General features: G+C 73.0%; 25 protein-coding genes. 12 read left to right on the top strand and 13 right to left on the bottom strand.

All coding sequences use genetic code 11. From position 1 onward, the window contains the following. Position 1: 1 nt before the first annotated feature. A complete protein-coding gene (sepH, locus tag MWU57_RS01225; protein ID WP_246906791.1) occupies positions 2-1,237 on the bottom strand; it encodes a septation protein SepH in 1,236 nt (411 codons plus the stop codon). A gap of 130 nt (positions 1,238-1,367) precedes the next feature. On the opposite strand from sepH, the gene MWU57_RS01220 reads away from it, so the two are divergent. The 3 genes from MWU57_RS01220 (at position 1,368) to MWU57_RS01210 (ending at position 3,452) form a co-directional block, all read left to right on the top strand. Beyond that, complete coding sequence (locus MWU57_RS01220) at positions 1,368-2,042, top strand: trimeric intracellular cation channel family protein (protein WP_106269372.1); 675 nt, start codon at positions 1,368-1,370, stop codon at positions 2,040-2,042. Beyond that, positions 1,997-2,914, top strand: coding sequence for an inositol monophosphatase family protein (locus MWU57_RS01215; protein WP_374108509.1), 918 nt, complete (start codon positions 1,997-1,999; stop codon positions 2,912-2,914). Before MWU57_RS01220 ends, MWU57_RS01215 begins: the two co-directional genes overlap by 46 nt. A 238-nt stretch (positions 2,915-3,152) precedes the next feature. Then, positions 3,153-3,452: a DUF4193 domain-containing protein gene (locus MWU57_RS01210; protein ID WP_171784121.1), complete on the top strand. Its 300-nt coding sequence runs from the start codon at positions 3,153-3,155 to the stop codon at positions 3,450-3,452. Between the two features lie 79 nt (positions 3,453-3,531). Here MWU57_RS01210 and MWU57_RS01205 read toward each other — a convergent pair whose 3' ends face one another. After that, positions 3,532-4,029, bottom strand: a complete 498-nt coding sequence (locus MWU57_RS01205; protein WP_106269375.1) for a DUF3093 domain-containing protein — start codon at positions 4,027-4,029, stop codon at positions 3,532-3,534. A gap of 43 nt (positions 4,030-4,072) precedes the next feature. On the opposite strand from MWU57_RS01205, the gene dut reads away from it, so the two are divergent. From dut to MWU57_RS01185, 4 genes are all read left to right on the top strand, one after another. Beyond that, positions 4,073-4,558, top strand: a complete 486-nt coding sequence (dut, locus tag MWU57_RS01200) for a dUTP diphosphatase (RefSeq protein ID WP_246906789.1) — start codon at positions 4,073-4,075, stop codon at positions 4,556-4,558. Between the two features lie 92 nt (positions 4,559-4,650). Beyond that, positions 4,651-5,403 carry a DUF3710 domain-containing protein gene (locus MWU57_RS01195; protein WP_246906787.1) on the top strand — a complete coding sequence of 251 codons (753 nt, stop codon included), beginning with the start codon at positions 4,651-4,653 and terminating at the stop codon, positions 5,401-5,403. A 10-nt stretch (positions 5,404-5,413) separates the two neighbouring features. Further along, positions 5,414-5,782 (top strand): OB-fold nucleic acid binding domain-containing protein, encoded by a 369-nt coding sequence (locus MWU57_RS01190; RefSeq protein WP_106269378.1) that lies wholly within the window; start codon positions 5,414-5,416, stop codon positions 5,780-5,782. Next, positions 5,779-6,555: a DUF3159 domain-containing protein gene (locus MWU57_RS01185; RefSeq protein ID WP_246906786.1), complete on the top strand. Its 777-nt coding sequence runs from the start codon at positions 5,779-5,781 to the stop codon at positions 6,553-6,555. The genes MWU57_RS01190 and MWU57_RS01185 overlap by 4 nt, the downstream gene beginning before the upstream one ends. Positions 6,556-6,565: 10 nt before the next feature. Here the strand turns inward: MWU57_RS01185 and MWU57_RS01180 are convergent, their stop codons facing one another. Both MWU57_RS01180 and MWU57_RS01175 read right to left on the bottom strand, forming a co-directional pair. Beyond that, on the bottom strand, positions 6,566-7,240 hold the full coding sequence (locus MWU57_RS01180; protein ID WP_106269379.1) for a TrkA family potassium uptake protein: 675 nt from the start codon (positions 7,238-7,240) through the stop codon (positions 6,566-6,568). Then, on the bottom strand, positions 7,240-7,899 hold the full coding sequence (locus MWU57_RS01175) for a TrkA family potassium uptake protein (protein ID WP_106269429.1): 660 nt from the start codon (positions 7,897-7,899) through the stop codon (positions 7,240-7,242). The genes MWU57_RS01180 and MWU57_RS01175 overlap by 1 nt, the downstream gene beginning before the upstream one ends. Before the next feature lie 93 nt (positions 7,900-7,992). Between MWU57_RS01175 and MWU57_RS01170 the strand changes: the two genes are divergently transcribed. From MWU57_RS01170 to MWU57_RS01160, 3 genes are read left to right on the top strand one after another with little or no spacing between them, the layout of a single operon-like run. Beyond that, positions 7,993-9,990, top strand: a complete 1,998-nt coding sequence (locus MWU57_RS01170; RefSeq protein WP_106269380.1) for an APC family permease — start codon at positions 7,993-7,995, stop codon at positions 9,988-9,990. Between the two features lie 18 nt (positions 9,991-10,008). Beyond that, positions 10,009-11,304, top strand: a complete 1,296-nt coding sequence (locus MWU57_RS01165) for a class I SAM-dependent RNA methyltransferase (RefSeq protein ID WP_246906785.1) — start codon at positions 10,009-10,011, stop codon at positions 11,302-11,304. Positions 11,305-11,327: 23 nt separating this feature from the next. Continuing rightward, positions 11,328-11,753 carry a hypothetical protein gene (locus MWU57_RS01160; RefSeq protein WP_246906784.1) on the top strand — a complete coding sequence of 142 codons (426 nt, stop codon included), beginning with the start codon at positions 11,328-11,330 and terminating at the stop codon, positions 11,751-11,753. Positions 11,754-11,762: 9 nt separating this feature from the next. On the opposite strand, the gene MWU57_RS01155 is transcribed toward MWU57_RS01160, so the two are convergent. Further along, the gene (locus MWU57_RS01155; RefSeq protein ID WP_246906783.1) at positions 11,763-12,425 is read right to left on the bottom strand and encodes a DUF5701 family protein; all 663 of its coding nucleotides are present in this window, start codon (positions 12,423-12,425) and stop codon (positions 11,763-11,765) included. Between the two features lie 237 nt (positions 12,426-12,662). Here MWU57_RS01155 and acnA point away from each other — a divergent pair, with 237 nt between their 5' ends. After that, positions 12,663-15,434 (top strand): aconitate hydratase AcnA, encoded by a 2,772-nt coding sequence (gene acnA, locus MWU57_RS01150; RefSeq protein WP_246906781.1) that lies wholly within the window; start codon positions 12,663-12,665, stop codon positions 15,432-15,434. A 73-nt stretch (positions 15,435-15,507) separates the two neighbouring features. On the opposite strand, the gene MWU57_RS01145 is transcribed toward acnA, so the two are convergent. The 3 genes from MWU57_RS01145 to MWU57_RS01135 form a co-directional block, all read right to left on the bottom strand. Then, positions 15,508-16,293: a DUF899 family protein gene (locus MWU57_RS01145; protein WP_246906779.1), complete on the bottom strand. Its 786-nt coding sequence runs from the start codon at positions 16,291-16,293 to the stop codon at positions 15,508-15,510. Positions 16,294-16,422: 129 nt separating this feature from the next. After that, a complete protein-coding gene (locus tag MWU57_RS01140) occupies positions 16,423-17,331 on the bottom strand; it encodes a sugar phosphate isomerase/epimerase (RefSeq protein WP_246906777.1) in 909 nt (302 codons plus the stop codon). Positions 17,332-17,475: 144 nt separating this feature from the next. Next, positions 17,476-18,381 carry an alpha/beta fold hydrolase gene (locus MWU57_RS01135; RefSeq protein ID WP_246906776.1) on the bottom strand — a complete coding sequence of 302 codons (906 nt, stop codon included), beginning with the start codon at positions 18,379-18,381 and terminating at the stop codon, positions 17,476-17,478. An 81-nt stretch (positions 18,382-18,462) separates the two neighbouring features. Here MWU57_RS01135 and MWU57_RS01130 point away from each other — a divergent pair, with 81 nt between their 5' ends. After that, positions 18,463-19,113, top strand: coding sequence for a TetR/AcrR family transcriptional regulator (locus tag MWU57_RS01130; protein ID WP_246906775.1), 651 nt, complete (start codon positions 18,463-18,465; stop codon positions 19,111-19,113). Here the strand turns inward: MWU57_RS01130 and MWU57_RS01125 are convergent. The 5 genes from MWU57_RS01125 to MWU57_RS01105 form a co-directional block, all read right to left on the bottom strand. Further along, complete coding sequence (locus MWU57_RS01125) at positions 19,106-20,455, bottom strand: permease prefix domain 1-containing protein (RefSeq protein WP_246906774.1); 1,350 nt, start codon at positions 20,453-20,455, stop codon at positions 19,106-19,108. The genes MWU57_RS01130 and MWU57_RS01125 overlap by 8 nt on opposite strands. Next, a complete protein-coding gene (locus MWU57_RS01120) occupies positions 20,455-20,829 on the bottom strand; it encodes a PadR family transcriptional regulator (RefSeq protein WP_106269389.1) in 375 nt (124 codons plus the stop codon). Before MWU57_RS01120 ends, MWU57_RS01125 begins: the two co-directional genes overlap by 1 nt. A 68-nt stretch (positions 20,830-20,897) precedes the next feature. Next, complete coding sequence (locus MWU57_RS01115) at positions 20,898-21,329, bottom strand: DUF1801 domain-containing protein (RefSeq protein WP_106269390.1); 432 nt, start codon at positions 21,327-21,329, stop codon at positions 20,898-20,900. Positions 21,330-21,346: 17 nt separating this feature from the next. Next, complete coding sequence (locus tag MWU57_RS01110; RefSeq protein ID WP_106269431.1) at positions 21,347-22,249, bottom strand: aminoglycoside phosphotransferase family protein; 903 nt, start codon at positions 22,247-22,249, stop codon at positions 21,347-21,349. A gap of 10 nt (positions 22,250-22,259) precedes the next feature. Next, positions 22,260-22,952, bottom strand: a complete 693-nt coding sequence (locus MWU57_RS01105; protein WP_246906773.1) for a CoA pyrophosphatase — start codon at positions 22,950-22,952, stop codon at positions 22,260-22,262. Positions 22,953-22,955: the final 3 nt, after the last annotated feature.

The raw sequence follows: 22,955 nt of genomic DNA, 5'->3' as shown, positions 1-22,955 counted from the left end.
GTCAGGACGACGGGCGCGCGCCCCCGAACACGATCTCGTCCCAGCTCGGCACCTGCGCGCGACCCTTGCGCACGGGCCGACGCCCGGGCTTGGCCTTGGCCGGTGCCGCCACCTCGCCGACCACGGCCGAGGGTGCCGCCGGCTGAGGGGCTGCCGGCTGCGGCACGGGGGCGTGTTCCGACCCCGGTCCAGACGGCCCGGGCGCACCAGGCGGTACGGGCGGCGTCTCGTCCGTGCCCGACGGCGGGCGCTCGGAGGGGCTCGCGGCCACCGGTTCCGGCTCGGGCGAGGCGGCGGGGCCGGTCGGCCGGGTCGACGGTGCGTCCGCCTCCTCGGCGTCGTGCGCATCCGGTGCGCGGGTCCCGGCCTCGCGCCCCTCGCCGGTGGCCGGCTCGGGGTCGTCGGTCTGGGACGCGCGCTGAGCGTCCCGGCGGGCGCCGAGGTCGACGATGCTCGCGCCGTCGTCCGGACGGTCCGTCGCGCCCAGGTCCAGGGGGAGCTCCTGGTCCTGCGGGCCGGGCTCGGGGCGTCGCGGCCTTTGCGGCGGGCGCTGGCCCCGGCGACCCGCGAGGTCGTCGAGCAGCAGCGCGGTGGCGTCCGCAGCGGCGTCCGACGGGGGAGCGGGACGCCGTCGGTCGACGACGCCCGGCACGCTCAGCACCTCCGGGGAGACCGGGTCGTCCGGCTGACCGAGCCAGCGCGCCTCGTCGTCGAGGGCGACGACCACGCGACCCTTCGGGTCGAAGGACCAGCGGGCGGTGCGCTCGCGCTCGCCCGCCGTGAAGCGCACCTCGACCCGCCACGGGGCGTTGCCCTCGCGCCGGGCGGTCCACACCGCGTCCTCCACCGGCACGCCACGCGCCGCGAGCCGGGCGTCCGCGAGGTCACCGAGGTCGATCTTGCCCTCGGGGTCGACGTGGTGGTTGCGCACCTGGGTGATCACGTGGTCCCGCTCCGTGATGACGGGCCACTCGTAGCGCCGGACGTGCTCCAGCGGCAGCCCGGAGGCGGCCGCGAGCTCCTCCGCGGTCGCGCCGGCGCGCAGTCGTGCCTGCACCTCCCGCGGGCGCAGCGTCGCCGCGGACTCGGCCTGGAGCGCCTCCGTGCGCGGCCGGTCGCGCCGCACGGCGGCCCGCAGCGTCTCGGTGATCGTCAAGGTGTGCTCGACGCCGTCCGGGCCGCGCAGGACCAGGCGCTCGGCGTCCTCGTGCAGCGTCACGAGCTCGAGCTCGGCCATGGTTCCTCCTCACGCCCGCCCGGCTTGGCGGGCCTGCTCGTTCGAGAGTGCCACCCGGGAGTGCCCGTCCCGCGCAGGCGCGTCGGTGTGCCGCCGAATCTCGGTTGCCCGTGGCCGGGACGCTGGGAGGATGACGGGCGTGGAGAACCTGGTGGCCGGAGTCAACGTCCTGGAGGTCGTGGCGGTGTTCGTCTCGGCCGTCTCCGGCGGCCTCGCGGCGGTCCGCAAACGGTTCGACCTGTTCGGCGTCCTGGTGCTGGCGTGGGTCTGCGGGCTCGGCGGCGGGATCCTGCGCGACGTGCTGATCGGCGACACCCCACCGGTCGGCATCTCGAGCTGGAAGCTGGTCGTCGCCGCTCTGGCCGCGGGCCTCGCCACGTTCGTGCTGCACCCCGGCCTCACGCGGCTGCGGCGCTCGGTGATCGTCCTCGACGCGGCGGCCCTGTCGCTCTTCGTCGTGCAGGGCACCTCGAAGGCGCTCGACCTGGACGCCGGGCTGCTCGCGTCGCTCGTGGTGGGGGTGCTCACCGGTGTCGGCGGTGGCGTGCTGCGCGACATGCTCGTCGGGGAGGTGCCCCTGATCTTCGCCGATCGCCAGCTCTACGCGGTGCCCGCGATCCTGGGTGCCGCGACCGTCGTCGTCCTGTGGGAGACCGGTTGGTGGACGTGGTGGTCCGCGCTGTGCGTCGTGGTGCTCGTCCTCGGCTTCCGGCTGCTCTCCCTGGCGCTCGGCTGGGTGGTGCCGCACGTCGGTGGTGGATGGACCGGCCGCTGGGGCAGGGAGTCGGGCAAGATGGACGCGTGACCGCACTTCCTGGCCTTCCGTCCGCCGCCGAGATCGCCGAGCTGCGCTCCCTCGCCCGATCGCTCTCGCTCGAGGCCGGGGCGATGGTGCGCGGTGGCCGCCCCGCCCTCGTCGAGGTCGCCGCGACCAAGTCGAGCGACGTCGACCCGGTCACGGACATGGACCGCGCCTCCGAGGACCTGCTCCGGCGCCGCCTCGCCGTCCGCCGCCCGGACGACGGCATCCTCGGGGAGGAGGGCGACGACGTCCCCGGCACCAGCGGACTCACCTGGGTCATCGACCCGATCGACGGCACCGTCAACTATCTCTACGGCGTGGCCTCGTACGCGGTGTCGGTGGCCGTGGTGGCCGGTGAGCCGGACCCCGAGCGGTGGACCGTCCTGGCCGGTGCCGTGCACTCGGTGGTGGACGGGGTGACGTGGACGGCCGGGCACGGCCAGGGCGCCGACCGGGACGGGCGGGAGCTCCACGTGCGCGAGGCCGACTCCCTGGCGACGTCGTTGGTCGGCACCGGGTTCGGGTACGCCGCCGAGCGGAGGGCGGTCCAGGCCCGGGTCCTGACGCACGTCCTGCCGCGGGTGCGCGACATCCGCAGGCTGGGCTCGGCGGCCATCGACCTGTGCCTCCTGGCCGAGGGGGCGATCGACCTGTACTACGAACGAGGACTCAACCCGTGGGACGTCGCCGCCGGCGGACTGGTCGCCACGGAGGCGGGCGCCGCCCTGACCGGGCTGCGCGGCGCGCCGGCGACGCAGCTGATGACCGTCGCCGGCGCGCCACCGCGGCACGCCGAGCTGGTGGCGCTGCTCGAGTCCGCCGGCGCCGACCAGGCCGAGGGCGGAGCGCGGAGCGAGTCCGCGAAGGCACGGTAGGCACCCGCCGTTCGTTGCCTCGGCCGACAGGGAGCGAGGTGGCGAGATCGGGTGGTGTTCCTCTGCCGGAACGCCTAATGTTTGCGCTGGTCAGGCCCGATGTGACCGGCGCGACAGCCCGACATGTCGCGTGGCCGCTGAGGATGGTGCAGAATCCGGGGGCCGAGCGGGAACAAAACCCGTCCGCCACGCATTATCAGCGCGTACCGCCACCGAACCACGGAGTGTGACAACACAGATGGCAACCGACTACGACGCACCCCGCAAGAACGAAGAGGACAACGAGCAGGACTCCATCCAGGAGCTCCAGGCCCGTCGTTCCGACAAGTCGTCGGGTGTCGTCGACGAGGACGAGACGGAGGCTGCGGAAGGGTTCGAACTTCCGGGCGCCGATCTGTCCGGTGAAGAGCTCGCGGTGCGCGTCCTGCCCCGTCAGGCCGACGAGTTCACGTGCTCGAGCTGCTTCCTCGTGCACCACCGCAGCCAGCTGGCCTACGAGAAGAAGGGCCAGATGATCTGCACGGAGTGCGCCGCCTGACGGTCACCAGACCGCGGGCGGGGTCCCCGACACCCAGGCCGTCATGTCCTCGACATGACGGCCTTCGTCGTCCTCGGGCTCAGTCGGTGCCCCTCGCCTCGGTCAGCGCGGCCGCGAGGTCGTCCGGACGGCGGCTGGAGACGAGCCAGTAGGGCGTCGGGTCCCGGGGGTCGTCGAGCTCGACGCGCAGTCCGGTGCGCGCCCAGCTCCGCAGGCACACGTAGGCGCGGGCGTCGAGCTCGGGCCCCAGCTGCACCCGCATCTCCTCGGCGCTGAAGACGGGGGTGACGGTACCGAGGAGGGCCACGGGCACGTGCGCGCTGCCGGCCCTGAGTTCGCCGCCGGAGACCTCGACCACCGGGGCGGTGGCGACGAGCGTCGCGACGACCCCTGCCGCGACGACGACGCCGGCGCCCGGCGCCACGAGCGGGGCGAGCGGCAGGACCACGACGGCCACGATGACGCCGAGCCCGAGGGCCGCGACCCACGCTCCCGGACCGGGCAGCAGCCGCTCGTGGAACGCGGGTTCCTGGGCCGGTCCCGAGGTGTCGGAGGCTCGGGCGGTCGTGTCGTCCATGGCCCCATCATCGCAGGCCCCAGGTGTCGGCTAGGCTGCCCGGGTGCCTGAGAACGCGAGCCCCACGGTGACCGACCCGAGCACGCTCGACGTGCTCGTCACCCTCCTGGACGACGCCGTCCCCGTACCGGCGTACGCCCACCCGGGCGACGCGGGCGCGGACCTGGTCACGATCAAGGACGTCGAGCTCGGCCCGCTGCAGCGTGAGGTCGTGCCGACCGGGCTGGCGATCGCGCTGCCCGAGGGCTTCGCCGCTTTCGTCCATCCTCGGTCGGGACTGGCTGCCAAGCACGGCATCACGGTGGTCAACGCGCCCGGCACGGTGGACGCCGGCTACCGGGGCGAGATCAAGGTCGTGCTGGCCAACACCGATCCGCACCGGACGTTCCGCCTGAGCCGGGGCGACAGGATCGCCCAGCTCGTGATCCAGCGGGTGGAGCACGCCCGGTTCCTGGTGGCCGACCACCTGCCCGGCTCGCACCGCGGCTCCGGCGGTTTCGGCTCGAGCGGCGGGGTGTCGACGGCCTGACCAGCGCGTTCCCGACCGGTGCCACCGGCGGTCTAACCTGGAGTACAGGACGGCGGTGCGCCGTCGGAATCGACGAGACAAGGAGATCCCTGGTGGGTCTGTTCCGGCGCAAGGCGTCGACGAAGGCGACGGAGTCCGCGGCCGCGGACGAGGCGACCCCTGCCCCGGACCGAGCGCCCGCGGGCGACGAGCCCACGGGTCCGTCCGGGCGGGGCCCCTACGACTCGTCGCAGGTCACCGCCATGGGGCCGCGCGTCGATCTCGGCGCCGTGTGGCTGCCCGTCCTGCCCGGTCTGCAGCTGCGCATGGAGGTCGACAAGAAGTCCCAGAAGGTCACCGGAGTAGCGGCCACCCTGCAGGGCTCGGTGCTCCAGGTCCAGGCGTTCGCCGCACCCAAGACGGGTGGCATCTGGGACGAGGTGCGCGAGGAGATCGGCGCTTCCCTCACGAAGCAGGGCGGCACGGTCGACGACGTCCCCGGCACGTTCGGCCGTGAGCTCATGGCGCGCATCCCCGCCAAGACGCCCGAGGGCAAGCAGGCCGTCCGGCCCGCGCGGTTCATCGGCCACGACGGTCCGCGGTGGTTCCTGCGGGGCGTCCTCTCCGGCCGCGCCGCCGTCGACCCGGAGGCCGCCAAGCCGCTGGAGTCCGTGTTCGCGAACATCGTCGTCGTCCGCGACGCCAGCCCGCGCCCGCCCCGCGACCTGCTGACGCTGACCCTGCCCCAGCAGGCTCGCAAGGACGCCGCCGGTGCCGAGGGCGCGGACGCCCCGGCGGACGCGACCCCTGAGACCCCCTCCTTCGACCCGCTGACGCGCGGGCCGGAGATCACCGAGATCCGCTGAGGGCCCCCACATGTCCCTGCGCAGCAAGGTCCGGTCCGCCTTCGCCTCGGCCGACGACGTCGCGGCCGACGAGGAGCGCACCGCCGCCGCGCTCGTCACGGGGTGCCGGCCGCTCGACGACCTGACGCCCCGCGAGCGCTCCTCCGCGGCCGGCGTCCTGCGCTCGGTGGTGCTGCGTCCGCGGGAGAAGGTGCCCACCGTGGAGGCCGAGCTGTACGACGGCTCGGGCACCCTGCACCTCGTGTGGCTGGGGCGGCGCGAGATCGCCGGCATCCAGCCCGGGCGGCGGCTGCGGGTCGACGGCATGGTGACGGTCCGCGAGGGCCGCCGGACGATGTACAACCCCCGGTACGAGCTGCGTGCGCGGGCCGGCGAATGAGCTCGACGGACGAGGAGCACGTGGACGACCACAGCCCGCAGCAGACGCCACCGGCCCGCGGGATGCGCTCCCTGACGGCTGACACCTTCTCGTTCGGCGAGGCGGTCGGCGGGGTGCGCGGCGTCGTCGAGGCGGTGCTCCCGGGTCTCGTGTTCGTGGTGGTCTTCGTCATCACCGAGGACCTGACCCCGTCGCTGGTGGCGTCGGCCGCGGCCGCGCTGGTGGCCGTCGTCGCGAGGCTCGTGCAGCGCACGCCGGTGACCCAGGCGCTCGGCGGCATCCTCGGGATCGCCGTCGGCGTGTTCTGGGCCTGGCGTTCCGGCGAGGCCCAGGACTTCTACGTCTGGGGACTGTGGACCAACGCCGCCTACCTGCTGGCCTTCGTCGTGTCGATCGTGGTGCGGTGGCCGTTGGTGGGCCTGTTCGTCGAGGCGATCCGGGCGGGCTTCTCCGACCCGGCGCGCCGGGCCGAGTCCTCCGCGGAGGACTCGGCGTCGGCGGACGACCAGCCCGAGCGGAGCCCGTTCGCCGCGCTGGCGGACTGGCGCTCGGACCCGGACCTGGTGCGTCGCTACACGATCGCGAGCTGGTTCTGGGTGGGGCTCTTCGCGATCCGCCTGGCGGTCAAGGTGCCGCTGTACCTGACCGGCGACGTCGGCTGGCTCGGCACGATGCACCTGGTCCTGGGCGTTCCTCTGTGGGGGCTCGTGCTCTGGTTGACCTGGGTCGTCGTGCGGGGTGCCCACGCGAAGGCCGGCCAGACCGTCGACTGAGCCGGGCTGGTCAGCCGAGCTCGGGGCCGTCGACGACGAGCTGCTGCAGCACGGCCGGCTCAGCCTCCTGCCCCGTGACGAACATGAGCTCGTCCCCGGGCTCGAGCGCGTCGTCGGCCGTGGGGCTGAACGGCTGGGTGCCGCGGACGATGCAGGCCAGGACCGTGTCGGCGGGCCAGGTGACGTCGCTGACACGAAGGCCGACCAGGGGTGACTCCGGGGGCAGCGTGACCTCGAAGATGTCGGCACCTGACTGGTGGAACGTGAAGATCCGCACCAGGTCGCCCACCGACACGGCCTCCTCGACCATGGCGGTCATGATGCGCGGCGTGGACACCGCCACGTCGACGCCCCAGGACTCGTCGAACATCCACTCGTTGCGGGGGTTGTTGACGCGCGCGACGGTGCGGGGCACCGCGAACTCGGTCTTGCTCAGCAGCGAGAAGACGAGGTTGACCTTGTCGTCGCCCGTCGCCCCCACGACGACGTCGGCGGACGACACGTCGGCGCCGTCCAGGGACGACGTCTCGCACGCGTCGGCGAGCAGCCAGTCCGCGTCGGGGACCTGGGACACCCGCATGGCCGACGGGTTCTTGTCGATGAGCACGACCTCGTGGTCGTTGGCGAGGAGCTCGGAGGCGATGGACCGGCCCACGGAACCTGCTCCGGCGATGACGACCCGCATCAGTCCTGCTCCTCCTCGGGCCCCGGGGTGTGGGTGAGCAGCCGTTCGACGCGGGGCGCGTCGTCGGCGCGCATCAGCACGTGCAGCACGTCGTTCTCCTGCAGCAGCGTGTCGGCCGCCACGATCTGGCCCTCGGCGTACCGGGTGAGGAAGGCGACCCGCGCGCCGGTGGTCGCCTCGATGCGGCGCACGGACAGCCCGAGCCAACCGGGGTGGTAGTCCACCTGCACCAGGCGGACGGTGCCGGACGGGTCGCGGTACTCGTCGGTGGCGCCGAGCGGGAGCATGCGGCGCATCACCTGGTCGGCGGTCCACCGCACCGTGGCTACCGTGGGGATCCCGAGCCGCTGGTAGATCTCGGCCCGGTGCGGGTCGTAGATCCGGGCGACGACGTGCTCGACGCCGTAGGTCTCGCGAGCGACCCGTGCAGCCAGCACGTTCGAGTTGTCGCCGTCGGAGACGGCGGCGAACCCGTAGGTGTCCTCGATCCCCGCCTGGGACAGGGTCTCGCGGTCGAACCCGACGCCCGTCACCTTGTGCCCGGAGAAGTCGGAGCCGAGGCGTCGGAAGGCCTCGGGGTTCTGGTCGATGACGGCCACCGAGTGGCCGCGCGACTCGATCGCCTGCGCGAGCGAGGAGCCCACGCGGCCGCATCCCATGATCACGAAGTGCACACCACGGAACGCTATACCTCCGAGCGCCTGTGCGCCGACCTGCGCCGGGACGCGCCGACAGGCATAGCATGAGTCACCGTGTCGGACATCGCAGATGCCGCCAAGCGGCTGCTCGTAGGGCGACCCCTGCGCAGCGAGAGCTCGAAGCGCTCCTTGCTGCCCAAACGGGTCGCCCTGCCGGTCTTCGCCTCGGACGCCCTGTCGTCCATGGCGTACGCCCCGGACGAGATCCTGCTGATGCTCGCGGTCGCCGGCATCGCGGCCACGGCGTTCGCGCCGTGGGTGGGTGCCGTCGTCGTGGTCGTGCTCCTCGTGGTGGTCGCCTCCTACCGCCAGATCGTGCGCGCGTATCCCTCCGGTGGCGGTGACTACGAGGTCGCGACCACCAACCTCGGGCCGACGGCGGGGATCGGCGTGGCCTCGGCGCTCATGCTGGACTACGTCCTCACGGTCGCGGTGTCGCTGTCCGCGGCGTCGCAGTACCTCGTGGTGCTCCTGCCGGCGGCCCGCGGCTACGAGCCGCTCGTGGCGGTGGTGCTCGTGGCGGCGCTGACCGTGGTGAACCTGCGCGGCGTGCGCGAGTCGGCCTGGGTGTTCGTCGTGGTGATCTACTGCTTCATGGCGGCGCTCGGCATCCTCGCGGTCGTCGGGGCCGTGGCGTTCTTCTCCGGCGAGATGCCGCAGGCGGCCAGCGCCGACCTCGAGCTGGTGCCCGCCGCCGGGTTCGAGCAGGGCCTGCTGGGCGTGGCCGGTGCCTTCCTGGTGGCGCGGGCGTTCGCCTCGGGTGCCGTCGCGCTCACCGGGGTCGAGTCGATCACCAGCGACGTCCCGGCCTTCCAGCGGCCCAAGCGGCGCAACGCCGCGACGACGCTCGCGCTGCTCGGCGCCATCTCCGCCGTCATGCTCATGACGATCCTCTTCCTCGCCCAGGCGACGGGGGTCAAGTTCGTGGAGGACCCGGCCACCCAGCTCACGCGCGACGGCGCTCCCGTCGGCGACGAGTACGAGCAGCACCCCGTCCTGGCTCAGCTCGCCGAGACGGTGTTCGGCGGGTTCTCGGCCGTGGCGGCCGTCGTCATCGGCGTCACCGCGCTCGTGCTGCTGCTGGCCGCCAACACGGCCTTCCACGGGTTTCCCGTGCTCGGCTCGTTGCTGGCCAAGGACGGCTACCTGCCGCGCCAGCTCCACACCCGCGGCGACCGCATGGCCTTCTCGAACGGCATCGTCACGCTCGCCGTGGCCGCGGGCGTGCTGGTCGTGGCGTTCGACGCCGAGGTGACGGCCCTCATCCAGCTCTACATCGTCGGCGTCTTCGTGTCGTTCACCCTGGCCCAGCTGGGCATGCTGCGGCACTGGACGCGCGAGCTGCGCAAGGAGCCGAACCCGAAGGTCCGGGGCCGCATGAAGTGGTCGCGGGTGCTGAACGGTACCGGGTTCGTCCTGACGTCGGCCGTGCTCGTCATCGTCCTGGTCACGAAGTTCACGCACGGGGCGTGGATCACCGTCGTGGCCATGGGCGTGCTGTTCCTCATCATGCGGGGCATCCACCGGCACTACATGCGAGTCCGGTCGGAGCTCGCGCTCGACGACATCTCCGGTGCGCGTGCGCTGCCGAGCCGGGTCCACGCCGTCGTCCTCGTCTCCCGGGTGCACAAGCCGACCATGCGCGCCCTGGCGTACGCCCGCGCCTCGCGGCCGTCGATGCTCGAGGCCGTCACGGTGGGCGTCGACCAGGACGAGATCACCGATCTGCGCCGTCAGTGGGAGGCGCTCGACCTGCCGGTCCCGCTGCGGGTGCTCGACTCCCCGTACCGCGAGATCACCCGCCCGGTGCTGCACTACGTCCGCTCGTTGCGCAGCGAGTCCCCGCGCGACCTGGTGGTCGTCTACATCCCCGAGTACGTCGTCGGGCACTGGTGGGAGCACCTGCTGCACAACCAGTCCGCGCTGCGGCTCAAGGGGCGCCTGCTGTTCACCCCGGGCGTGGTCGTCGCCTCCGTGCCGTGGCAGCTGTCGTCCTCGGCGGGGTACACCGGGCTCGAGGGTGACGAAGTCGAGGGTCGTCGTCCGCTCTGAGCGGGGGACAATGGGGCCGTGACCCGTCCCCGCCGCTCTGCCACCCGCTCCCGCCCCGCCGACCCGGAGGTCGGCCTCGAGCTCGAGCTCGAGATCGGTCCCGTCGCCCACGGCGGCCACTGCGTCGCCCGCCACGAAGGTCGTGTCGTCTTCGTGCGTCACGCCCTGCCCGGTGAGACGGTCCGCGCCCGTGTGACCGAGGGCGGCAAGAAGTTCTGGCGTGCCGACGCCGTCGAGGTCCGCGAACCCTCGTCCGACCGCGTCGAGCCGGCCTGGCCGGCGGCCGGCCCGGGCGGTGTGGGTGGCGCCGAGCTGTCCCACGTCGCACTGCCCGCGCAGCGACGCTGGAAGGAGGCGGTCGTCGCCGAGCAGCTCCAGCGGCTCGCCGGGCTCGAGACCGACGTGACGGTCGAGGCGGCTCCCGGAGACGACGAGCGCGGGGGGCTCGGCTACCGCACGCGCGTCGAGCTCGTGACGGACGCCGCCGGGCGGGCCGGTATGCGCCGGTTCCGGTCGCACGACGTCGTCCCGCTGGACGTCATGCCGCTCGCGACGCCGGAGGTGCTGGCGCTGGCGACGTCCGAGGGGGTGTTCACCCGGCGGTGGCGGCCGGGGCAGCGCCTCGAGCTCGTCGCCCCGGCGGGTGGCACCGACGCCCTCCTGCTCGTGGACGGCACGCCGTGGCGTCGCGGGCGGCCCGACTTCCGCCCCAACGCTCGCCGTGCCGTCACCGAGACGGTGGAGGTGAGCGGAGCCGAGCACCGGTACCGGGTGGCCGCCGACGGGTTCTGGCAGGTGCACCGGGAGGCTCCCGCCGTGCTGGGCGGAGCCGTCCTGGACGCCGTCGGCGACGTCTCCGGCGCCACGGTGCTCGACCTGTACTCCGGCGCCGGGCTGTTCACGCTGCCGCTCGCCGCCGCCGTCGGCGACGGCGGGCACGTGGTGGCCGTCGAGGGTGACGAGCAGGCGGTCAAGGACGCCCGGCGCAACGTCCACGGGCTCGATCGGGTGGACCTGCGCCTCGGCGCCGTGGACCGGGTGCTCACGGGTCGTGCCGGCGCCGACGCCGCCCCCGTGCCGGCGGCCGACGTCGTGGTGCTGGACCCGCCGCGCGCCGGCGCCGGCCGCGCCGTCGTGGACGCCATGGCCGACCGTGAGCCGCGCCGGATCGTCTACGTGGCCTGCGACCCGGCCGCGCTCGCCCGCGACATCGGCCTCCTGGGCGAGCGCGGGTACACGCTGACCGGCCTGCGGGCGTTCGACCTCTTCCCGCACACGCACCACGTGGAGGCGGTCGCCGTCCTGGACCGCTGAGCGGACCTGGGTACCGTCGAACCATGCAGGAACGAGGTCCGGTGCGCCGCTGGCTGCCGCTGCGGCTGGCTGTCGTCGCGATCGTGGTGGGCGCGGCGGTGCTGACGGCGCTGCTCGTGCGCCAGCACGACGACCCCCGGACGGAGGACCTCGTGCTGCACAGCTATCAGGGCGGACCGGCCGGTGCGGAGCCCGCGGGGGACTCCGCGCCCGGCTGGGTCCTGGGCGAGGACGGCCGGCTCGCCGTCTACGCGGCCGGCAGTTCGTCGTGCCCGTGGACGCCCACCTCGGTCACGGCTGAGGGCGACCGGGTGACGGTCCGCCTCGAGACGGACGACGAGGGGCCCTGCACCGCGGACCTGGTGTACACCACGCACGTCGTGGCACTTCCGGCGGGTGTCGACCCCGGCGCGCTCGAGGTGGAGCTGGAGCTGGCCGGCCGGGGCTGACCGGTGGCCTCAGGCCACCCGCGACACCGCCGAGGCGAAGCCGAGCCACGTGTGGCGGTTCCCCCACCAGCACCAGCCCACCTTCGCGGCGCCCCGGCGCTGCGACCCGTCGCGTCCGGTGCCGTTGGAGATCCACACCGCCGGGGTCCGGGTGTCGAACGTCCCGTCGGCCTTCCGCAGCCTGGACCCGATGGTCATGAAGCAGCGGTTGCGCTCCAGCGCGTCGGGCGCCTGCAGCACCCAGTGCAGGCCTTCGGCGAGCGTGAGCGGGCTGCGCCCGCGCCGCTCGAGCTCCGGCGCGGCCTCGGCCGGTGACCAGTTCGCCAGGTCGTCGCCGCGGTCGGGGCCGACGACGGCGTACACGTCGGCCAGGGGCTCCTCCAGCCCGGTGGGGGCGAACTCGTCGGCGTCCGCCATGTCGACCACCACGAACCCCTCGCGGTCGACCGTGCCGGAGCGGGTCCGGACGCTCCGGGTCAGGTGCGGGGCGAGGGTCGAGGGGCGCAGGTGGCGCGGGTGGACCACGAGCAGCGAGCCGTCGGGGGCGTGGGTGGCGAGGTGGGCTGCTGCCGACCGCAGCGCCGCGGCGTCGAGAGGGCCGTCGTCGGGCAGGAGACCGAGGGCGGCGAGGCGGTCGGCCTGGGTGGTCAGTGCGGGGAGGGGAGCGGGCACGGGGCGTCCTTCCAGGTGGGGGCCGAGGTTCAACGTCCGTGGTGGCGCCGGTGTTCCCGGCGACGGTCGGGGGTGAGGCCTCCCTAAGTATCTTGACGTCAAGATATATGGGTTATGCTGGGTCCAGCCCGGCGACCTCTGCGTACGCTGGGTGGAGCCCCCGGAAACCTCGGCGTCGGAACCGCTGTCACGTGCCAGCTCGGTGCCCGCGCCGGACAGCCCCTAGAAGGAGCCGCAGTGAGCAGCGTGGACACATTCGGATCGAAGGGAACCCTGGACGTCGCAGGGAGCTCGTACGAGATCTTCCGGCTGTCGGCCGTCGAGGGGCTCGAGCGCCTCCCGTACGCGCTGAAGATCCTCGCCGAGAATCTCCTGCGGACCGAGGACGGCGCCAACATCACCGCCGATCACGTGCGCGCGCTCGCCGGATGGGACCCGGACGCGCAGCCGAGCACGGAGATCCAGTTCACGCCGGCGCGCGTGATCATGCAGGACTTCACCGGCGTGCCCTGCGTCGTCGACCTCGCCACCATGCGCGAGGCCGTCGCGGAGCTCGGCGGAGACCCCACCCGCATCAACCCGCTGGCGCCCGCCGAGATGGTCATCGACCACTCGGTGCAGATCGACGTCGCGGGCCGCGCCGACGCGTTCGAGCGCAACGTCGAGTTCGAGTACGAGCGCAACCACGAGCGCTACCAGTTCCTGCGCTGGGGCCAGACGGCGTTCGACGACTTCAAGGTCGTCCCGCCCGGCACGGGCATCGTCCACCAGGTCAACATCGAGTACCTGGCGCGCACGGTCATGACGCGCGAGGTCTCCGTGAACGGGGGGGCGCCGGTGCTCCGCGCCTACCCCGACACCTGCGTCGGCACCGACTCGCACACCACGATGGTGAACGGTCTGGGCGTGCTCGGCTGGGGCGTCGGCGGCATCGAGGCCGAGGCCGCGATGCTGGGCCAGCCCGTGTCGATGCTCATCCCGCGCGTGGTCGGCTTCAAGCTGACCGGCGAGATCCCGGCCGGCGTCACCGCCACCGACGTCGTGCTGACGATCACGCAGATGCTGCGCCAGCACGGTGTGGTCGGCAAGTTCGTCGAGTTCTACGGCTCCGGCGTCGGTCAGGTGCCGCTCGCGAACCGCGCCACCATCGGCAACATGTCGCCCGAGTTCGGCTCGACCGCCGCGATCTTCCCGATCGACGAGGTCACCGTCGACTACCTGCGCCTCACCGGCCGGTCCGAGGAGCAGCTCGCGCTCGTCGAGGCGTACGCCAAGGAGCAGGGCCTGTGGCTCGACCCGACGTCGTCCGACTACGTCGAGCCCACGTTCTCCGAGTACATGGAGCTGGACCTGTCCACGGTGGTCCCCTCGATCGCCGGCCCGAAGCGCCCGCAGGACCGCATCGAGCTGTCGAACGCGAAGTCCGCGTTCGCCCGTGACCTGCCGAACTACGCGGCGGACGTCATCGACTCGGTGGACGAGGCCGAGAAGGAGTCCTTCCCGGCCTCCGACTCCCCGTCGACCCACGACCAGGTGCGTCGCACGGTCCCCGTCACCGACTCCGAGGGCAAGCAGTTCGACCTGTTCCACGGGGCGGTCGCCATCGCCTCGATCACGAGCTGCACCAACACGTCGAACCCCTCGGTCATGCTCGCCGCGGCGCTGCTGGCCAAGAAGGCCGTCGAGGCCGGCCTCGAGGCCAAGCCGTGGGTCAAGACGTCGATGGCCCCGGGCTCGCAGGTCGTGACCAACTACTACGAGAAGGCCGGCATGTGGCCGTACCTGGAGAAGCTCGGCTTCCACCTGGTCGGGTACGGCTGCGCCACCTGCATCGGCAACTCCGGCCCGCTCGACGAGAAGATCTCCGAGGCGGTCCAGGAGCACGACCTCGCCGTCGTCTCCGTGCTGTCCGGCAACCGCAACTTCGAGGGCCGGATCAACCCGGACGTCAAGATGAACTACCTGGCCTCGCCGCCCCTGGTCATCGCCTACGCCCTGGCCGGCACCATGGAGTTCGACTTCGACGCCGACCCGCTGGGCCGCGACGAGGACGGCAAGCCGATCTTCCTGCGCGACATCTGGCCGACGGCGGCGGAGGTCGAGGAGACCATCGCCTCGTCGATCTCCCGTGACATGTTCACGAAGGACTACGCCGACGTGTTCGCCGGCGACGACCGCTGGCGTGCGCTGGACACCCCCGAGGGCGACACGTTCTCGTGGGACACCGAGTCGACGTACGTGCGCAAGCCCCCGTACTTCGAGGGCATGGGTGCCACGCCGGAGCCGGTCGAGGACATCGCCGGTGCCCGCGTCCTCGCCAAGCTGGGCGACTCCGTCACCACCGACCACATCTCGCCGGCCGGCGCGATCAAGGCCGACAGCCCGGCGGGCAAGTACCTCGCCGAGCACGGGGTGGGACGCCGTGACTTCAACTCCTACGGCTCGCGCCGTGGCAACCACGAGGTGATGATCCGCGGCACGTTCGCGAACATCCGGCTGAAGAACCAGCTCCTCGACGGCGTGGAGGGCGGCTTCACCTACAACTTCGTCAAGGGTGAGCAGGACACCATCTACGACGCGGCCCAGGACTACGCCGCGCAGGGCACCCCGCTGGTGGTGCTGGGCGGCAAGGAGTACGGCTCCGGTTCCTCGCGGGACTGGGCGGCCAAGGGCACCGCGCTGCTCGGCGTCAAGGCGGTCATCACCGAGTCCTTCGAGCGGATCCACCGGTCGAACCTCATCGGCATGGGAGTCCTGCCCCTGCAGTTCCCCGCCGGGGAGTCCGTGCAGTCGCTCGGCCTGGACGGCACCGAGACGTTCGACATCGCGGGCGTCACGGCGCTCAACGAGGGCACGACGCCGGAGACCGTCGCCGTGACCGCGACGAAGAGCGACGGCTCGACCGTCGAGTTCGACGCCGTCGTGCGCATCGACACCCCGGGCGAGGCGGACTACTACCGCAACGGCGGGATCCTGCAGTACGTCCTGCGCGACCTCGTCAACGGCTGAGCCGACGGCGCACCGCACCGACCACGGCGCCCCGGCGCTCCCTCGAGGGAGCGCCGGGGCGCCGTGGTCGATATCAGTGCGCGTGCGCGTGGGTGCCGGTTCCCGGGAGGGCGCCGGGGCGGGTCCACTGGACGGTGGGCCTGCCGCCGGTCCAGCTGGTGCCGCGGTAGTGCTCGTCCGACATCCAGAACCAGCCGGGCTGCCCGCCCTCCGGCCAGCCGGCGGGGGAGTCCTGCCACGTCTCCCTCCGTCCTCGCACGGTCAGGTCGAGCAGCGCGAGCGTGGGCATGGTCGTCTCCGCTCCCCGGCCGGTGAGCGTGCCGGTGAGGAAGACGCGGTCGCCCTGGCGGAGCCAGGACGTCCACTGGCCGAACTCGTCGCCGGCGACGATCTCGTCGTCGACGTCGGCCACCGAGTACCAGTGGCGGGGGTAGCCCATGAACTCGACGAACGGCTCGAGCTCGTCGTAGGGAGCCTGGGCGAAGACCGCGAACGACACGCCGCGGGCGGTCAGGTAGGCGGGCTCCTGCGTCGCCCAGTAGGTCAGCGTGCACCCCGCGCACTGCCCCGCGATGCCCTGCCCCGCGTGCCACATGTGCTTGTAGACGACGAGCTCCTCGCGGTCTCCGAACAGCTCCACGAGCGTGGTGGGTCCGTCCGGTCCCGTCAGAGGTGCCGTGGCGTCCACCTCCGTCATGGGGAGCCGACGGCGGGCGGCGGCGATCGCGTCGCCCTCGCGGGTGTGGGCCTTCTCGCGGTCGAGCAGCTCGGCGCGGGCGGCCTGCCAGGTGCCGTGGTCGACGACGGGCGGCACGGCGTACCCGGCCTGCACGGGCTCGCTCTGATCGGTGGTGGTCATGGTCTCCTCCTCGTCGGGCTTCCGTGGAGGGGAGACGTCGCGGCGGGCCGGAAGTCATCGGTCGCCGCACATCGCGTGTCCGTTCGACGACGCCGACGGGCCGCGGCGACGCCGCGGCCCGTCGAGAGGTCAGTAGGTGAGGTTGTCGAGGTACTCGAAGCTGTCCTGGGCGAACTCCCGCCCGTCCGGCGCGAGGTCGTACTCGACCGTGTAGTACTTCACGTGGCCGTGGGCTGCCTCGAGGATCGGCTCCCAGTCGATCTCGCCCTCACCGACGTCCGCGAAGGTGGCTCGGGCGTCGCCGTTGAGGAACCCGTCCTTGACGTGCAGGAGCTCGATGCGGTCGCCGTACTCCTCGAGGAGCTCGACGACGTCGACGCCGGCGTCGTACGCCCACAGGACGTCGACCTCGAAGGTGACGTACCGCGGGTCCGTGTTGTCGGCGATGATCTCCCACGCCGACTTCTCCTCGCCCGTGGCGGGGTCGGTGTAGACGGTGGTGAACTCCTGCTGGTGGTTGTGGCCGAAGATCTTGTGCAGCCCCTGCTTCGACGCGGCCTCGCCGAGCCGGTTCAGCGTCGCGGCGGTGGCGAGGGTGTCCTCGTAGCTGCCGATGCCCGGGGAGGCGAAGCCGCCCGAGCCGACGTAGTGCTGGCCGATGGCCTTGGAGTAGGCCAGGGTCTGGTCCCACGTGGCCTCGTTGGTGCTGTTGTGCGCCGCCGAGACCTTCAGGCCGTGCTTCTTGACCAGCGCGCGGAACTCCTCGGCGGTGTACCCGGAGAAGTTGCCGCCGAACGGCTCGATGTTCCGGTAGCCCATGTCGGCCAGCTCGCCGAGCACCGAGTCGAGCCCGTCCTCGGCGACCCACGGGATCAGGCTGAACATCTGGATGGAGATCTTGCTGGCCGGCACCGTGCGTCCCGCGTCCTCCGGCGGGGCCGCGGCAGCGCTGCCCGCTGCTGAGAGGGCGAGCGCAAGCCCGGTGGCCGTGGCGGCGGCCGTGCGGAGCCTGCGTCGGGCAGGGGGGTTCTTCGACATCGTCGTCTTCCCTTTCGCGCGTGCGACGTACCGCCGGCGTTGGCGGTGCGGTGCGGGCGGCGGTGACGCGCGCCACAGCACGCCTGCGACACTAAGAGCACTTCTGCCAGGTGTCAACCAAAAGATGCGTAGGCGATCACATCTTTAGGGTGTGCGGGAGCGTGTCCAGGCAGGTGACGCCACGGGCGCGGCGCCCGTCGGACGGGTCGCGGTGACGTGGTCGACGACGGCGCGGAGGACCTCCGGGTCGTCCAGGACGCGGTTGTGGCCCAGCCCTGGCGCGACGAGCATCTCGCTGCCGGGGTGTGCTGCGTGGAGTCGTCGGGCGTTGTCCGGGTCGTTCATCGAGTCGGTGGTGCTCTGCACGAACAGGGTGGGGACGCCGGGCGGGACCGGGTGGCGGGTCAGGTCGAGCTCGGTGCGCGGTGCGCCGACGTCGGGGAACATCACGCGCGCCGCCCGCTCGGCGAGCCGGTCGTGGAGGCGTGGTGGGATCCCGGACTGGCGCACGAACGAGCCGATGACGGACTCGAACCCGGTCGGCGCGGCGATGGCGACGAGCCGGTCGGCGGCCAGGCCGTCGCGCAGCGCCAGTCCGGCGGCCATCGCGCCGAGCGAGTGGCCGACGACGGCGAGGGCGGGCCCGGCCTGCTCCTGGACGGCGCGCAGCACCCGGGCGTGCTGGACCGCCTGGGTGCGGCGTCCCGTGGAGTCGCCGTGCGCGACGCCGTCGAACGCCACGGGTCGGAGCCCGGCCGCGAGGAAGGCCTCGACCAGTCGGGCGAGCCGGGAGGCGCGCAGCTGCCATCCGTGGACCAGCAGGACCGGGGGAGCGGCCGCGTCTCCCCAGGCGTAGGTGGCGACACGTTCGCCGTCGATGTCCAGGCTTCCGCGCCGGGCGGCGTCGTGGACCTCGGCGTCCACCGGGCGGACGCGCGCCGGTGGCCCGACGCGGCGCATGGCGCGCACACCGAGCGCGGTGGCGAGCGGTGGGGCCACCGTGCCGAGCAGCCGGAAGCCGGTGCGGACGGGGGGCGGGACGATCGGCACGGGTGCCTCCAGGTGGCGCGGCAAGTAAAAGTACGACCGTTCGCACAGTAACACTGAACGAACGGTCGTACCATCAGTTCCATGACGTCGAACGTTGAGGCCCCGCCGACCGACGGGCGCCGGGCGCGGGGCGACCGCTCCCGGCGTGCCGTTCTCGACCATGCCGTGCAGGTCGCCTCCGTCGAAGGCCTGGGCGGCCTGACCTTCGGCTCCTTGGCGACCGCCGCGCCGGTCAACAAGAGCGGTATCGCCGGGCTGTTCGGCTCCAAGGAAGGGCTGCAGCTCGCAGTCGTCGACCATGCCCGCACGACGTTCGTCGAGGAGGTGATCACTCCCGCGCGAGCGGCCGAGGCGGGTGTCGCCCGGCTGTGGGCGCTCGTGGGAGCCTGGACGGCCTACTCGCGGTCGCGGGTCTTCACCGGTGGCTGCTTCTTCCGCGCCGCCGAGGTGGAGCTCGACGGGCGGGAGGCCGGTCCCGTGCGCGACGCCGTGGTGGCCGTGCAGGCGCAGTGGGACGGCTACCTGAGCCATCAGGTCGAGCGCGCCGTGGACGCCGGCCAGCTCGTCCCGGACGCCGACCCCGAGCAGGTGGCCTTCGAGATCGACGCCCTGCTCGGTGCGGCGAACGACCGGTCGCTGCTCCTGGGCGACGACGGCGTGTACCTCCGGGCGCACCGGGCGATCCGCGCGGCCCTCGTCGCGCGCGGGGCTGACCCCGCCGTGCTCAGCTGAAGCCGAAGACGGGCGGGAACAGCACCACGACGACGGCGGCCCAGACCGCGTAGACCGGCAGGTAGCTCGTCTGCCAGCGTTCCAGCGCGGCGAACCCGCGCCGTCGACGGCAGAACCCCAGGGTGAGCCAGCCCGAGCGCACGAGGTGCACCGCCAGGAGCAGGTTGAGGCCCAGGGCGGCGACCTTGTTCGGGCTCGCGCCGAACTCCGCGATCCGGGTGAGCATGGCGGTCAGGGCCACGGCGTCCACGGCGAGGGCTGCCACCACCATGGCGAGCTGCAGCCCGTCGAACAGGCCGGGTCGCGCCAGCGGGTCGCGCGCCGAGATGGAGTACAGGAGCAGCGCGAGCACGAGGACGAGCACCGCGTCGAGCAGGATGAGCAGCTCGCGGTCGACGGTGGTCAGTCCGCCGGCCGAGACGAGGACCCCGAACGACACCACCAGCATCACGGTGGTGAGCGGGGTGAACACGCGGGTCAGCACGGGCGCGATGTTCTCGACGACCTCCTGCTTGGCCTCGACCAGCCAGGCCGCGACCAGCAGCGCGCCGGGCACGCCGAACGGCATCAGCCATCGCTCCAGCACGGGTTCGAGGTCCACGCCGACCAGGCCCAGGAGGCCGAAGGTCAGGCCGACGAGCACCGCGCTGCCCAGCGCGATGAGCACCAGGTAGACGGCGAGCTCGCCGGTGAAGCGGACGAAGTCCATGCGGCGGTCGGCGGACCGCCACCGGCCGCCCGTGTACGCCAACCCGACCAGCGCCCAGAGCACGACCGGTGCGTGGACAGCCGCCAGAGCGGCCGTCGAGCCGGCCGGGTCGAACGGGTAGGCGTTCAGCACGACGCCGAGCGCGACGAACGCCGCGCCCAGCGCGCCGAGCGTGCGTCCGGTGAGGCGCCGCTTCCAGGCGAGGTAGCCGGCCAGGAACGGTGCCACGAGGAGACCGACGTTGCGCAGCAGGACCGTCTCGTCCCAGAAGGTCGCGCCGAGCTTGACGGCCACCCCGGCGCCGACGGCCAGCGCCAGCACGACGGCGAGCTCGCGGCGTGCGGCCGGCGAGCCGTCGCCGTCGGGGCCGTCGGGCACGAGCACGAGCTGCTTCCACAGCCGCTCGGAGTGCTCGCGGGCGAACTCGCGGGAGACGGAGTCCAGGCGGCCCAGGCGCTTGACGGCGACCAGGAACGCCTCGTCGTCGTCGAGGCCGGTGGCCGTGAGGTCGGCGACCCGCTCGCGCAGGTGGTCCTCCATCTCGTCCACGTCGGCCGGGGCGATGGCGCGGTGCCGGTGGACGTAGTCGCGCCAGCGGGCGATCTGGGTCTCGAGGCTGGTGGCGGTGTCCATCAGGCGAGCCCTCCGGCCGCGGCGGGGCCGCTCGGCACCGGGCGGGCCACCGCCTCCCACGCCTGGGTCAGCGCGGCGCTGACGACCTCCCACTGTGCTCGTCGTTCGGCCAGCGCCTCGCGGCCTGCCAGGGTGATGGCGTAGTGCTTGCGCCGGCGTCCCGCGGGGGAGCGGCCCCAGCTCGCCTCGATCAGACCGTTGCGCTCCAGGCGGTGCAGCAGGGGGTAGAGCATCCCGTCCGTCCACTCCATGTGGCCGCCGGAGAGGTCGGCGACGCGCTTGGCGATCGCGTACCCGTAGGACTCGCCCTCGGCGAGGATGCCGAGCACGAGCGGTGTCGCGGAGGCCGCGACGAGGTCCTTGTCGATGTGCATGGGGCTCCATCCCTCGATCTGCTAGGTATTAAACCCTCGCAGATCTAGGGATGGCAAGCGGCGACGCGTCAGGCTCCGCCCTCCCGGGCGCGCAGGCCGTACGTGCCGGCCGTCAGGGTGCGGTAGCAGGTCGCCACGATGCGCTCCAGCACCGCCAGGTCGACCTGCTCGAGGTCCTTGAGGTAGAGGCACCCCACGCCGTGCTGGTGCGGACCCAGGCGCCCGAGCTCCTCGCTGTGCGCCTCGATGCCGTCCATGAGGTAGATCACCGTGCGTGCCTTGCGCGGGGCGAAACCCGCGGCCGCGGCGTCGCCGGACCGGCCCGAGGCGTACTCGTAGCGGTAGCGCCCGAACCCGACGATGCTGCCCTCCCGGTACGGAGCCTCCCCGGTCGCCCGGGACATGAGGCCCAGCAGCGTCTCGGCGTCTCGGCGCCGGACCGGGTGCTCGACGGCGTCGACGAGCTCGCGGACGTCCTGCGGTACCTCTGGTCCGGTCATGGGACCAGTCTGGCCGGTCAGGTGTCGTCGAGCACCCGGGCCAGCGACTCCTCGCCCATGCGGCGCACCCACGCGTTCTCCGGACCGGACTCGAGCATCGACGTCGACATGTTCAGCGCCCAGCCGCGGGCACGGAGCCACACGGGGTCGTCCTGCGGGTAGCGGTCCGCCAGCGCGTCGCGGTAGGCCGCGCGGCCCTCGGCGTCGAGCACGAGCCATCCGGCGGCCAGGTCCGTGGCGGGGTCGCCGGAGGTCATGTCGCCGAAGTCGACGACGGCGGCCAGCGCGTCCCGCTCGCCGCCCGTGCCGGCGTCGGTCAGCACGAGGTTGCCCGGGTGCGGGTCGCCGTGGATCCACACCGGCGGGTCGCCCCAGGGCGGTGCGTCGACCAGGCGGGCCCACAGCGCGAGGACCTTCTCGCCGTCGGGCACCACGCCGCGCTCGACGCGGCCACGCAGGGCCGTTCCGCGGGTGGGCAGCGGAGCGTTGCGGAAGGGGTTGACCGGCGCGTCCGACGGCGCGGGGACATGGAGCGCGCGGTGGAAGGCGGCGAGCGGTCGGGCGATCCGGCGACGCCGTCCGACCGGGACGTCCGCTGCGCGCACGCCGGCGGTCCACGGCACCACGGACCACGACCAGGGGTAGTCCAGGGCGGGGCTCGGGCGGCCGACCCGGACGGCGACGGGCACCACGACCGGCAGCCGCGGAGCCAGCACCGGCAGCCACTGCTGCTCGTGCTCCACGAGGTGCGCGGCGACCTCGCGGCAGGGCACGCGGACGGCCAGGTCGTCCCCGAGCCGCAGCATGACGTTGTCCCAGCCGTTGGCCACGACGCGCAGCGTCCGGTCCGCGAGGTCGGGGTGCTGCTCGGCGAGCAGGCCGCGCACCAGGTCGACGGTGACGTCCAGGTCTGCCTTCATCGCTGGTCGCTCACGCGTCGAGGTCCAGCTCGCGGGCACGGTCCCAGTCCTCGGTCCAGCCGAGGTGGTCGAACAGGGCGTCCAGGATGCCGGCGGTGAACCCCCAGACGAGGTGCTCCGCGTCGCCGTCGTCCACCAGGAATCCCGGTCCGCGCCACTCCCGTCCTCCGCGGCGCAGCACGGTGGTCACCCGGTTCGAGGCGTCCAGCAGGTCGGCCACCGGGGCGCGGAAGACGTGCGCCGATTCGGCCGGGTCGACGACGCCGACGGCGGACTGGCGCGCCCACCACGCGAGCACCGGGGTGACCACGTGGTTGCTGACGGGCATCGGGAGGGACTCCAGGGTGCCGAGCACCTCGACGCCGGCGGTGTCCACCCCGGTCTCCTCGGTGGCCTCGCGCAGGGCCGCCTCGACGACGCCCTCGTCGGGCTCGACCCGGCCGCCCGGGAACGCGACCTGCCCGGCGTGGGAGCGCAGCGTGGCCGCGCGTGCCAGCAGGAGCACGTCGAGGTCCCGGTGCACGGCGAGAGCCTGCGCGTCGTGCTCCGCCGCGAGGGCGTCGAGCACGCCGAACAGCACCAGCACCGCAGCGGGCCGGGCGGCCGACAGGTCGATCTCCCCGCGGGCATGGCGCCAGGGGCCCGCGAAGGTGCCGGCGTCGGCCAGCGCCGCGAGCTGGTCGCGCGCTGCGGGTGCGCTCACGAG

The sequence above is a fragment of the Isoptericola sp. S6320L genome (assembly GCF_023015685.1).
Classification (GTDB): Bacteria; Actinomycetota; Actinomycetes; order Actinomycetales; family Cellulomonadaceae; genus Isoptericola; species Isoptericola halotolerans_A.
This window is presented reverse-complemented; position numbering and strand designations above follow the sequence as displayed.